General features: G+C 67.8%; 11 protein-coding genes. 7 read left to right on the forward strand and 4 right to left on the reverse strand.

Going from position 1 to position 12,536, the window contains the following annotated elements; genetic code table 11:
• A partial coding sequence (locus tag VGN82_RS12565) for a hypothetical protein (RefSeq protein ID WP_327527365.1) occupies positions 1-189 on the forward strand: 189 nt, incomplete at its 5' end.
• Between the two features lie 230 nt (positions 190-419).
• Positions 420-2,150, forward strand: coding sequence for a mucoidy inhibitor MuiA family protein (locus tag VGN82_RS12570; RefSeq protein ID WP_327527366.1), 1,731 nt, complete (start codon positions 420-422; stop codon positions 2,148-2,150).
• A gap of 129 nt (positions 2,151-2,279) precedes the next feature.
• Here the strand turns inward: VGN82_RS12570 and VGN82_RS12575 are convergent, their stop codons facing one another.
• Both VGN82_RS12575 and VGN82_RS12580 read right to left on the reverse strand, forming a co-directional pair.
• Positions 2,280-2,858, reverse strand: a complete 579-nt coding sequence (locus tag VGN82_RS12575; protein ID WP_327527367.1) for a tyrosine phosphatase family protein — start codon at positions 2,856-2,858, stop codon at positions 2,280-2,282.
• Positions 2,859-2,984: 126 nt separating this feature from the next.
• A complete protein-coding gene (locus VGN82_RS12580) occupies positions 2,985-4,196 on the reverse strand; it encodes a M20 aminoacylase family protein (RefSeq protein WP_327527368.1) in 1,212 nt (403 codons plus the stop codon).
• A 306-nt stretch (positions 4,197-4,502) separates the two neighbouring features.
• On the opposite strand from VGN82_RS12580, the gene VGN82_RS12585 reads away from it, so the two are divergent.
• Together VGN82_RS12585 and VGN82_RS12590 are read left to right on the forward strand one after the other, a co-directional pair.
• The gene (locus tag VGN82_RS12585) at positions 4,503-5,795 is read left to right on the forward strand and encodes an adenylosuccinate synthase (protein ID WP_327527369.1); all 1,293 of its coding nucleotides are present in this window, start codon (positions 4,503-4,505) and stop codon (positions 5,793-5,795) included.
• A gap of 31 nt (positions 5,796-5,826) precedes the next feature.
• Complete coding sequence (locus tag VGN82_RS12590; RefSeq protein ID WP_327527370.1) at positions 5,827-7,131, forward strand: histidine kinase; 1,305 nt, start codon at positions 5,827-5,829, stop codon at positions 7,129-7,131.
• Positions 7,132-7,223: 92 nt separating this feature from the next.
• Here the strand turns inward: VGN82_RS12590 and VGN82_RS12595 are convergent, their stop codons facing one another.
• Positions 7,224-7,469, reverse strand: a complete 246-nt coding sequence (locus tag VGN82_RS12595) for a hypothetical protein (RefSeq protein ID WP_327527371.1) — start codon at positions 7,467-7,469, stop codon at positions 7,224-7,226.
• Positions 7,470-7,819: 350 nt separating this feature from the next.
• Between VGN82_RS12595 and VGN82_RS12600 the strand changes: the two genes are divergently transcribed.
• Positions 7,820-10,243, forward strand: coding sequence for an arylsulfatase (locus VGN82_RS12600; protein WP_327527372.1), 2,424 nt, complete (start codon positions 7,820-7,822; stop codon positions 10,241-10,243).
• Between the two features lie 8 nt (positions 10,244-10,251).
• On the forward strand, positions 10,252-10,587 hold the full coding sequence (locus tag VGN82_RS12605; RefSeq protein ID WP_327527373.1) for a hypothetical protein: 336 nt from the start codon (positions 10,252-10,254) through the stop codon (positions 10,585-10,587).
• Between the two features lie 105 nt (positions 10,588-10,692).
• Here VGN82_RS12605 and VGN82_RS12610 read toward each other — a convergent pair whose 3' ends face one another.
• Positions 10,693-11,571, reverse strand: coding sequence for an alpha/beta fold hydrolase (locus VGN82_RS12610; protein ID WP_327527374.1), 879 nt, complete (start codon positions 11,569-11,571; stop codon positions 10,693-10,695).
• A gap of 186 nt (positions 11,572-11,757) precedes the next feature.
• Here VGN82_RS12610 and VGN82_RS12615 point away from each other — a divergent pair, with 186 nt between their 5' ends.
• The gene (locus VGN82_RS12615) at positions 11,758-12,519 is read left to right on the forward strand and encodes a hypothetical protein (protein ID WP_327527375.1); all 762 of its coding nucleotides are present in this window, start codon (positions 11,758-11,760) and stop codon (positions 12,517-12,519) included.
• The last annotated feature ends 17 nt before the right edge of the window (positions 12,520-12,536 follow it).

Here is a 12,536-nt window from a genome sequence, read left to right on the forward strand (position 1 = left end):
GGGGCCGTGGTCGCCTACCGCCAGCCGGCCCCTACGCCGGTCCGCGCCGCGCCGGCCTCCGAGCCTGCCCGTCTGCGGCAGCTCGCCGAGGCCGCCTTCGTCCAGACCCGGGCACCGGCGGCAGCGCCGCGCGCTCCGGCCAAGAAGGTCGCCAACGGCCATGACGATTCCGGCTGGGAAGAGTTCTGACCGACCTGCGCACAGGCGACATTGACATGAGCCCTGCCCCACCCGGGCAGGGCTTTTTTGTTCCGGAAGCGCTCCAGAAGACCCGCGCGCTCCGGCCTCCCCCGATTGCAGGATGCAAGCCGGCGGCGCGCCGGGGATGCTGTCTGCAATCCGGCCCAATTCCGCCTTGGCGGCGCCGAAATCGAACCCGCCTATCACGGCCACGTGATTGCCTGAGGGGATAGCACAGCATGATGACCCGCCTTGCCGCCGCACTTGTTCTCGCCCCCGGCCTGGCCGGCGCGGCCGAAACCGAATTGGCCTCGCGCATCGATCGCGTCACCGTCTATCCGGACGGCGCCGTGGTGACGCGGCTTGGCAGGGCGGAGCTGCTGCAGGGCGCCTCGCAGGTCGTGCTGCGTGGCTTGCCGGCGACGATCGATCCGGCTTCGATCCGCGTCGAGGGCAAGGGCGTTTCGCAAGGGCCGGGCAGCGGCGCCTTCTCGGTCGGCGCCGTCGATGTTCGCCTGACGCCCGGCGAGGCCCGCCCGGTGCTGGACACGGTGATCGAAGGCAAGCTCAAGGCACTGCGCGAGGAACAGGTGACGCTGGCTGGCCGGATCAGCGCGATCGAGGCCAAGCGCGCCACGATCGAACGCTTCGCCCAGGTCGGCCCCGACAAGCTCGGCCCCGACGGCAAGGCGCTCCCGGTCACCGACTGGCCGGCCGTGTTCGACGCGATCGGCACCTCGCTGGTCAAGGTCCATGACGAGCTGCGCGGCGTCCGCGCCCGTGCCGCCGATGTCGATGCCGAGATCGCCGCGCTGGAGCGGGCAAGGCCACAGGCGGTCAAGCCGGGCGCCCCGAAGCGCGACATCGCCATCGCCGTCGAGGCTCCCGGCCCCGTCTCGGCCGAGTTCGCGGTCTCGTACCGCGTCGGCGGCGCCGGCTGGACGCCGCAATACGAGGCACGCCTGACGACCGGCAGCGGCAACGCCAAGCCCGTGATCGATCTCGTGCGGCGCGCGGAGCTGCGCCAGCGCAGCGGCGAGGATTGGGGTGACGTCGCGCTGACGCTCTCGACCACCCGCTCGGCCGGCGGCACGCGCGCACCCGAATTGGCGCCGGTGCAGGTGATGTTCTTCGAGCCACCGGTGGTCTATGAGAGCCGCCCGCGCCTCGGCGCCGCGCCCGCCCCCATGGCTGCCGCGCGCGCGAAAGCCGAGGCGGAGGCCGAGGCGCAGGCTGAGAAATCCAGGCGTTCCGCATCCGCACCGGTCGTCGCCGAGGTCCAGACCGCCCAGGTCGAGGCCGGGGCGTATCAGGCGAGCTTCCAGGTGCCGGGCCGCGTCAGCATCCCGCAGGACGGCTCGTCGAAGACCGTCGTCCTGAGCCAGGGCAAGGTCGAACCGGCCCTCTCGGCCCGGATCACGCCCGAACTCGAGGAGACAGCCTATCTCGAAGCCGCCTTCACCCATGAGGAGGCCGCCGCCCTGCTGCCGGGCACGGTCGCGCTGCATCGCGACGGCACCTATATCGGGCGCGGCCGGCTAGGGCTGGTTGCGCCGGGCGACAGGGTCGAACTCGGCTTCGGGGCCGATGACAAACTCAAGGTCTCCCGCGCGCCGATCCGGCGCCGCGAGAACGAGCCGACCTGGCTCGGCCAGACCCGCACCGACCTGCGCGAATTCAGGACGGTGGTGAAGAGCCTGCACGGGCAGCCCGTGAGGGTCACGGTGACCGAACGCATCCCCTTCTCGGAAAGCACCGCGATCACGGTCGAGACGATTCCTGCCCAGACCACGCCGCCGACCGAAAAGCAGGTCGGCGACAAGCGTGGCGTCTCGGCCTGGACCTTCGATCTCGCGCCCGGCGCCGAGAAGGAGATCAAGGTCGCCTATCGCATCAAATGGCCGGGCGATCGCGAGGTCACCTACGCCCAGCAGCCGCTGCCGGGCCCGGCGCCACGTCCGACCAACTGAGGAGCGGAAGCACCTCCGCGTCATTCTCGGGCGAAGCGCAGCGCAGACCCGAGAATCTCTGGCGGTGAAAGGCCCGCTCCATGGTCGCGAGATGCTCGGGTCAAGCCCGAGCATGACGTCGGGCTGGCGTCAGACCGCCATCGCCACTTCACGCCCGCGCCCGAGCTGGTTCATCCACTCGCGATAGCGTGGCTGAACACCAAGCTGCACGCCGTAATGACGGCGCAGCGCCTCGACCAGCCGCCCGCCACGCCCGAGCTGAGCGTCGGCGAAGCCGATCATCACCGAGTTCGGCCAGGCCTGCGGGCGCACCTCGCGCAGGCGCGCGAACAGCTCGTCCTCACCCGCATCCGCATCGTTCTGCGCCATCAGCGTCAGCATCGCCGCCGTCGAGCGCGAAATGCCCATATGACAATGGACGAGGAGATGCCCCTCGATGCGCTCGCTCACGCCGTCGCGCAGGCTCTCGCCGAATTGCAGGATCTGCTCGACATGTTCAGGCTCGGGATGGATCTGACCCGGGGCGGGATCGATGATGTCGTGGAAGCGCAGCGTCACGCGGCTGTGCTCGCCATAGGTGCCGAAAGCGTCGATTTCCGCGCGGCCGGGATCGAGCACCGAGAGGACATGGGTGACCCGCCGGGAGCTGTGCGACGGCAGTTCCTCGATGCCGCAGATCGTAAGGGTCGAGATGGCAAGCGATTGCATGGTGGTGACCGGCTGTTTCGGGACGGCATCGCTTACAGCGTCGGCTCCGCCGCGGGCAACCGACAGGAATGAAGGGCAGCCCCGCATCTCGCGATGCGGGGCTGCCCGCTTTCACGCGATCCGGCCTTACGCCGCGACCGCCTGCGGCTCGATGCCGAGCTCCTCGCCGACGACGTTGACCCAGAAGCGGATGCCGTCCGGGATGATAGCGTCGTTGAAGTCGTAGAGCGGCGTGTGCAGGCCCTTGAACGAGCCGTCGGCCTCGACGCCGTTTCCGATGCGGGTGAAGGCACCGGGCTTGATCAGCATCATCTCGGCGAAATCCTCGCCGCCGGTGCCCGGGCGCAGCTTGCCGTCCACCTTCGCAGCGCCGACTGAGGCCGACGCCGCGGCCACCGCGACCTCGACCTGTTCGGCCTTGTTGATCAGCGGGCTCGTGCCGCGATGGTAATGCGCCTCCGCCTTGCAGCCCCAGGCCTGCGCGGTGGCCGCAGCGAGATCGGCAATGCGGCGCTCGATCGTGTCGCGGATCTCGGCCGAGTAGGTCCGCGCCGTGCCCCCCAGCACCAGTTCGGAGGGGATGACGTTGGATGCGTTGGCATCACCACCATGGATATAGCCGACGCTGATCACGGCCGTATCCAGCGGCGGCACATTCCGCCCGACGATGCCCTGCAGGCCGAGCACGAAATGCGCTTGAGCATAGGTGATATCGGTGGAGCGGTGCGGCTGCGAGCCGCCATGGCCGCCAACGCCGCGGAAGGTGACTTTCCAGCTGTCGGCCGAGGCCAGGAACGGGCCGACCGTGGTGCCGAAATGCGAGGCCTCCATGCCCGGCGTGTTGTGCAGCCCGTAGATCGCATCGCAGGGGAAGCGCTCGAACAGCCCGTCGGCCAGCATGGCGTTGGCGCCGCCGCGGCCCTCCTCCGCCGGCTGGAAGATCATGATCGCCGTGCCGGCGAAATCGGGGTTCTCGGCGAGGTAGCGCGCGGCGCCGAGCAGCATGGTGGTGTGGCCGTCATGGCCGCAGGCGTGCATCTTGCCCGGATGCTTGGAGGCATAGGGCAGGCCGGTCTGCTCTTCCAGCGCCAGGCAGTCCATGTCGGCACGCAGGCCGATCGCGCGCTGACCGGGACGCTTGCCGCGGATGACGCCGACGACGCCGGTCCCGCCAATCGACTCGGTGACCTCGACACCCCATTCGCGCAGCTTGGCCGCGACCAGCGCCGCCGTCCGGTGCTCCTCCAGCCCGAGTTCCGGATGGGCATGAATGTCCTGCCGGATCGCGCTGAACTCGGCATGATGCCGGTCGAGCCAGGTGTCGAGTGCCGTCGTCATCGTCTTGAGATCCCCTTCGCGCCTTGCGCGCCTATCGGTGTTTCGGGCGGCGGAACCGTTGCCGCGAGGCAAGCACGAAGCCTGCCAGTGAGGCGCCTTCATGGCCGCCGCAGCCTCTTCTACACACTGGCGCGCTTGCCTTCCATGCGCGCCGAGCTTGACCTTGGCGCGCGCTTGGCTCATGAGGGCTTGCAAGAACCTGCCTCGGAACCCCGGTCTTGCGCCGGGGTTTTTCATGTGCGGCGCTTGCCCGAACTGAACACGCGCAAGGCGCACGGACGCAAGACAAGCAGGAACAGCTGAGCCATGGCAAATGTGGTTGTGGTCGGCGCCCAATGGGGCGACGAGGGCAAGGGCAAGATCGTCGACTGGCTGTCGAGCCAGGCCGATGTCGTCGTCCGTTTCCAGGGCGGGCATAACGCCGGCCATACGCTCGTCATCGACGGCGTCGTCTACAAGCTGTCGCTGCTGCCCTCCGGCATCGTGCGCCCAGGCAAGCTCTCGGTCATCGGCAACGGCGTCGTCGTCGATCCCTGGCACCTCGTCGAGGAGATCGGCAAGCTGCGCGCCCAGGGCGTCGCTATCACGCCGGACAACCTCCGCATCGCCGACAACGCCACGCTGATCCTGCCGCTGCATCGCGAGCTCGACCATTTCCGCGAGACCTCGAATGCCGGCATGAAGATCGGCACGACCAAGCGCGGCATCGGGCCCGCTTATGAGGACAAGGTCGGCCGGCGCGCCATCCGCGTCATCGATCTCAAGGACCCGGCCCTGCTCGAAGCCAAGATCGAGCGCCTGCTCGCCCACCACAACGCGCTGCGCCGCGGGCTGGGCATCGGCGAGGTCGACGGCAAGGAACTGCTCGGCCAGCTCAAGGCGATCGCGGCCGAGGTGCTGCCCTATGCGACGACGGTCTGGGCGCTGCTCGATGCCGAGCGCCGTGCCGGCAAGCGCATCCTGTTCGAGGGCGCGCAGGGCGCGCTGCTCGACGTCGACCACGGCACCTATCCCTTCGTCACCTCCTCGAACATCGTCGCCGGCCAGGCCGCGACCGGCTCGGGCATGGGCCCCTCGGCGGTCGGCTATGTGCTCGGCATCGCCAAGGCCTACACCACCCGCGTCGGCGAGGGCCCGTTCCCGACCGAGCTCTTCGACGAGATCGGCGAACTGATCGGCACCAAGGGCAAGGAATTCGGCGTCGTCACCGGCCGCAAGCGCCGCTGCGGCTGGTTCGATGCCTGCCTCGTGCGCCAGACGGTCAAGACCTCCGGCATCGACGGCATCGCGCTGACCAAGCTCGACATCCTCGACGGCTTCAAGGAGATCAAGGTCTGCACGGGCTACAAGCTCGACGGTCAGGTGCTGGAGCATCTGCCGGCGGGACAGGCCGACCAGGCCCGCGTCGAGCCGATCTACGAGATCATCGAGGGCTGGGAGGGCTCGACCGCCAATGCCCGCTCCTGGGCAGAACTCCCGGCGCAGGCGATCAAGTATGTCCGTCGCATCGAGGAGCTGATCGGCGCCACCGTCGCGGTGCTCTCCACCAGCCCCGAGCGCGACGATACGATCCTGGTCCATAACCCCTTCGAGGGTTGACGCCACGCGTCAACAACGACAAGTGAGGCCAATGGCCGACTTCTATCCCATCCTGGCACGAGCCGTCGCCGGGCTTCCCGACAGGTCGCCGGCGGCACGCAACGCCATCTACGATCGCGCCAGGGCCGCCCTCCTGGCCCAGCTTCGCAGCCTCGACCCGCCGCTCGGCGAGGCCGAGATCATGCGCGAACGCCTGTCGCTCGACGAGGCCGTGGCGCGGATCGAAGCCGATTACGACGACGCGCTGCCCCAGCCGGACCTCGCGCCGCTGCTCCCCGCGGAGCCGGAACCCGAGCCGCCGGCGCCGCCAGCGCCGCCACCTGACGACGAGCAGCAGCAGCCCGCCATGGCGGCCCCTCGGCCGCACGCGCCGCTTCCGCCCCAGTCCCTCGCGCCCCAGCCCCCTGCGACACAGGCCCTTGCGCCCCAGGCCGAAGCAGAACCCGATGACGAGCGCCTCGATGCGGCCGTGCGGGAGCCGGCCGAGCCGCAGGTGATGCGCCCACGGGTGGCGCCTCCGCGCGAGAAGCGGGTCAAGCCCGTCCATCTGCGCACCGCGGTCGTCGCGACCGGCGTCGCCATCGCTGTCGCCGCCATCGCTGTCGCCGCTTACTACGTCAACAAGGTCAAGCCGCCGGAAACCGCGTCGCGCCCGCGCGTCGAGACCCCGGTCCAGCCGCTGCAGCCAGACAATGCCGGCAAGATCAGCGAGCGCGTCGGCGACGCCGGCGCGTCTGCCTCCAGCCAGCGCCCGGCCAGCAGCAGCAGCACGACGGCCCCCTCGCAGGAGATCGCGGTCGCGCAGCGTGCCATCCTCTACACCGAGGATCCCACCAGCCCGCAGGCACCGCGCGCCGTCAACGGCCGTGTCTTCTGGCGCCTCGACAGCGAAAGCGTCGGCCAGGGGCGTCCGGTCGAGACGATCGTACGCGCCACCGTCGAGATCGCGGAGATTGGGCTTTCGCTCGATTTCACCATTCGCCGCAACGCCGACCCCGCCTTCCCGGCCTCGCACATCATCGGCATGCGCTTCACCTCCACCGGCGACCCGGCGACGGAAGCGGTGCGCGAAGTCGGCGTGCCGCAGTTCAAGACCGAGGAGAGCGAGCGCGGCGCGCCGCTTTCGGCGATCAACTCGGCGCTGGGCGAAAACCTCTTCGTCGCGGCGCTCTCGAACGTGCCTGTCGAGGTCGAGCGCAATATCGACCTGATCCTGAACCGGGCCTGGATCGATGTGCCCGTTCGCTTCGCCTCGGGCCGCCGCGGCATCATCACCTTCGAGAAGGGCGGTCCCGGCAACCAGACGCTGGCCGACGCCTTCGGACGCTGGCGCTGATCAGGGCGCCCTCGCGGCTCCCGGATCGCTCCTCGCAGCGTGGCCCGTGCAACTGTGGACACGCCCCCTCGTGAAAGGTCTGGGAGGCGCCTTCAGGCGCCTTGGCCAGCCGGCGCGTGCCCGCTTCGCGCACGAATGAACTGCATGAACCCGTCCGGTATCTCGACAGGTGCCTGGGCTTCCTGGATGAGGTCGTATTCGACGATGGCCTCGGTCAGCATCTCGAATTCGCGCTCTTCCTCGGTTCCCTTCGCGCAGTTGAGAAGCTGGGCGGCCCGCAAGACAGCGGCCTTGCGCTCCTCGCAGGAGAAGATCATCACGGCATCGGCGTTCGGCATAGCCACCTCCCCGCTCCGGATCCAAGAAGGATAGGCTAGCTCCCAAAATTCAACTTGACGAGTCCGCCAAAATCGGTCGCCCGAATCAGCACACCTTCAGAACCAGCGTCCCGGCGGCGATCGTCCCGGACGGATGGCGTTTGCGGACGCCATCGCCTCCGATCCCTCAATGCATCGACCCTGGCTGCGACCAGGGCTGCTCCCCCTCTCCGAGACGCCCGTTGGGTCGAGAAAATCCTCCCCTTCCAGGCCCAGCCCACACTTGACCGGCAAGGGGTTTGGGCGCGTCTATCGGGACTACGCTTTCGCCAGACGCACCGACCCGCCTTACCGGCCACGGGAGCCCCAAGATGGCAAAGTCGAGCCTTAGCCTCGTTGCAGGCACAGCATTTCTCGCTCTGACATGTTTCCCCGCCGGCGCGCAGCAGGCCCCTGGTTCGCCCGGCGCGACCACGACCCTGTCCGGAAAGCAGCTGCCGCCGGCCGATCCGACCTTCGGCGGCGTCATCAATCAGACCGCATCGGAGTCGAAGCCGTGGTGGGCGCCGCGCATCGTGCCGCCCAAGGGCGCGCCCAACATCCTGCTGATCATGACCGACGATGTCGGCTTCGGCGCACCCTCGACCTTCGGCGGCGTCATTCCGACACCGGCGCTCGACCGCGTCGCCAATAGCGGCCTGCGCTACACGAATTTTCACTCCACCGCACTGTGCTCGCCGACGCGGGCGGCGCTGATCACGGGCCGCAACCATCACGTCGCCGGAGCCGGCGTCATCGGCGAAGCCGCGACAGGCTTTCCCGGCTACGATTCCGTCATCCGCAGGGAGAACGGCACCATCGGCGCGATTCTGAAGGAGAACGGCTACGCGACATCGTGGTTCGGCAAGAACCACAATACGCCCTTCTATCAGGCGACGCAGGCCGGACCGTTCCATCAATGGCCGAACGGGCTGGGCTTCGAGTATTTCTATGGCTTCGTCGGCGGCGACGCCAGCCAATGGCAGCCGAACCTCTACCGCAACACCACGGCGATCTACCCCTTCGAGGGCAAGCCGGACTGGAACCTGACGACGGCCATGGCCGACGAGGCCATCCAGCACATGAGGACGCTCAAGGCGGTCGCGCCGGAGAAGCCCTTCCTCGTCCATTACGTACCGGGCGGCACCCATGCGCCGCATCATCCCAAGCCCGAATGGATCAAGAAGATCAGCGACATGCGCCTCTTCGACGAGGGCTGGAACAAGCTGCGCGAGACCATCTTCGCCAACCAGAAGAAGCTGGGCATCATGCCGGCCGATGCCAGGCTGACGCCGTGGCCGAAGGAACTGCCGGAATGGGACTCGCTCGGCTGGGAGGAGAAGAAGCTCTTCACCAGGCAGATGGACGTGTACGGGGCCTACCTGGCCTATACCGACAACGAGATCGGCAGGGTCATCCAGGCCGTCGAGGATCTCGGCGAACTCGACAACACCCTGATCATCTACATCAGCGGCGACAACGGCGCGAGCTCGGAGGGCATGGTCAACGGCACACCCAACGAGTTCACCTTCTTCAACGGCGTCCAGGTGCCGGTGAAGGACCAGTTCCTCTGGTATCCGTTCTGGGGCTCGGAGCGAACCTTCCCGCATTACGCGGCCGGCTGGGCCTGGGCGATGTGCACACCCTTCAAATGGGTGAAGCAGGTGGCCTCGCATTTCGGCGGTACCGCCCAGGGCATGGCGATGTCCTGGCCCGGCAAGATCACAGATGTAGGTGGCATCCGCCGCCAGTTCCATCACGTGATCGACATCGCACCGACCATCCTCGAGGTCACCGGCATCCCACTGCCCGAGACGATCGACGGCATCAAGCAGCGGCCGATGGACGGCGTGAGCATGAGATACAGCTGGGACAAGGCCAATGCCGGCACGCCGTCGCGGCGCACCACGCAGTATTTCGAGATGCTCGGCAACCGCGCCATCTATCACGAGGGATGGGTGGCGGCGACGACGCCGGCCAATCTGCCATGGGCCGCAAGCACGGGCACGCCGCCCGATGTGATCACCGGCTATAACTGGGAGCTCTACAACGTCGCGTCGGATCCGACCCAGTCCACCGATCTGGCCACGCAGCAGCCGGGCAAGCTGAAGCAGCTGCAGGAGCTGTTCTATTCCGAGGCGAAGAAATATGACGTCCTGCCGCTCGACAATTCCACGCTCGCCCGCTTCACGACGCAGCGCCCGAGCCTCACCGCTGGGCGGACGCTCTTCACCTATACGGGCGGGCTGACCGGCGTGCCCAATAGCGGCGCCCCGAGCATCCTGAACAAGTCCTACACGATCACCGCCGAGATCACGGTTCCCGACGGCGGCGCGGAAGGCGTGATCGTCACCGATGGCGGGCGCTTCGGAGGCTACGCACTCTTCCTGAGCAAGGGCGAGTTCGGCTTCGGCCGCGGCAGGCCGGTGTTCATGTACAACCTGCTCGACCTCAAGCGCACGGTCTGGGAAGGACCGGAACTCGGCCCGGGCAAGCACAGCATCGTGTTCGAGTTCAAATCCGACGGTCCGGGCCTCGGCAAGGGCGGGACGGGCGTGCTCGTCGTGGACGGCCAGCAGGTTGTCAGCCAGGTCCTGGAACACACCACTCCGATCACCTTCCCCGAAGACGAGAGCTTCGATGTCGGCCAGGACACCCGTACCGGGGTCGCCCTTCTCGAGCATCGCTACGATCCGCCGTTCAAGTTCACCGGCAAGCTCGACAAGCTGACGTTCAAGCTCGTACCGCTGCAGTGACGAACGCGTTGAAGCTCGCCGCGATCGGCGAAACCGCGACCGGGTTGGCGCTTCTCGTCGCACCCTCCGTCGTCGCGTCGCTGTTGCTCGGCGAGGCGTTCGACGATGTCGCCCTGCCGGTCGTGCGCGTGGCCGGCATCGCACTGATCGGTTTAGGGATCGCCTGCTCGCCCGGCCCGCCACTCGTCGGCATGCTGGTCTACAGCGCCGCCGTCGCCGTGTATCTCGCCGGCCTCGGCATTGCGGGCGACGCGACGGGCGCCTTGCTCTGGCCGGCCGTCATCCTCCACGTGCTCCTGACGGCGCTCTTGATGCGCGCGGCCACGCAACGGCCACGCCGATAGGACCCGGCGCTCTTCCGTTGCAGGCCAGAACGCGGATAGGCCCGCAACCATGCCTCAGCGGGCATGCCGCCCGAACTGGCGGCGGATGAACCGAGGATCTCCGCGCTAGGTGCCGCTGCTGTCTGAGGCCGCGAGCGTCAGCACGAAGCGCCGCAGCGCGACCAGGGCCTCGGCGGGCTTGTCCACCACGACGCCATGCCCGCAATCCGAAAACCGCAGATAGGTGACGTCCGTGTGCCGGAGTCCCGAAGCGATCTCGTCGCTGAACGCGGGAGGCGTGATCGGGTCATCCTCCCCCGCCAGAATGAGGACCGGGCATGTGACCCGCTCCAGGCCAGGTCGGAAATCCATGCGCCCATGTTCGCGACCAGGCCCGTTGAACCACAGCGCGGTTTCATTCTTCCACTGGATGCGGGCCATCCAGTCTGTCGAGGCGGCCTTGTCCCGCACATAGAAGGGCACGCATCGCTCGCGATAGAGCGCACGCCGTTCTGTCGTTGGGGCATCCCAATAGGCGGCGGCGATGGCACGTATCTCAGCTCCGCCAAGCCGCTCGAATGCGGCGTAGACCTGTGCAAAATCGATCTTGGCAGCCGTGCTGAGGAGCGCCAGGCCCGCTGCATGCCCGGGGTGACGGGTCGCGTAGGACAGCGTCACAAAGCCGCCGAAAGACGTTCCGATGACGATGGGCCGCTCGATCCCGAGCACATCGCAAAGACCCTTCAGATCGTCGCCCCACTGAGCCAGGTTCCAGCTTGCTTGATCGCACAGATCGCTCCGCCCATTGCCCCTCTGATCGTAGTAGACGACCTGCGCGATGTCGGTGAGCTGGGAGAAATAGGGCTTGGCGATGGAATGATCCGCGCCCGGGCCACCATGGACCATGATGACAGTCGGCTTCTGCCGCATGCTCTTGCCGTCGGGCGTGAGGCCTTCGCCATCGACGTCGAAGAACAATCGCGCACCGTTGACCGTCACATACATTCTCTCACGCCTCGCCTGCTCGGTGACAAAGTCTTGCTGGATCGCGAGGCCGGTTCAACCACCGCCCGCGCCTGCCCCGTTTCCCAAGCCACCCTGCCGCCGCGACAAAATTGACCATACGTCACCGCGGATTTACCTTTGAGCCTTGCTCTGTCGACCAGGGGCGAAACGGCGGGAGGGGCGATCATGGCCTGCATGCCTGGCCTGCGGAGAGCCAACTGGCCGAACGCCATGGCTCCGTCGCTGCTTCTGGTGGCTGCACTGGCCTCGGGCCCCGCCGCAGCAGCATCGATTCCGGCCGATTTTCGCGGGGTCTGGGCACCGCGCTGCACCGATTCCTCGGCGCCTCGTCTCACAATCGAGAGTGACAGCATCCAGGTGGCGGTCGGCGGACGGTCGCACGTCTTTTCCGGCATCGACGTCAGCAGAACCTGGATCGGCGGCGCGCGGGCGAGCGGCCCAGGCATCTGGTTCCCGACCAGCAGTGCACCGGGGCAGCCCTTCGCCTTCGTCGCCGCAGCAGCACAGGGGGCGAAAGGGACGATCGTGCTCGAGGAGGGCCATCCCGACCATGGGCGGGAGATCAGGAGCCTGTTCGGCGTCGCTTTCCGGCGCTGCCCGTCCGAGGCGGCGATGATCCAGCCCGGCTCCGCAGCGGTGTCGGGCGAGCAGCCGGGCTATGTCGGCCTCTGGTCCCGCCAGTTGGCCTGGTGTGCCGACGCCGACAGCCGGATCCGCTTCACCCTTCGTGGCACGGAGGAAATCGAGAGCGCCTGCGACTTCGATCGGATCGAAGGCGGCAATGGCCGATGGAGCGTCCGGCAGACCTGCCGTGCCGAGGGAACGACGACACGCAGCCGTATGGACATCAGCGTCGAGGGCGAGCGAATGACCCTCGTGTTTCCGGGCAAGAAGGGCAGCCCGACGAGACTGCTGCGCTGTCGCTAGGCCGGGCGCGAGCCGGA

It is taken from the genome of Allobosea sp. (assembly GCF_035999205.1).
In the GTDB taxonomy this organism is placed as follows: domain Bacteria; phylum Pseudomonadota; class Alphaproteobacteria; order Rhizobiales; family Beijerinckiaceae; genus Allobosea.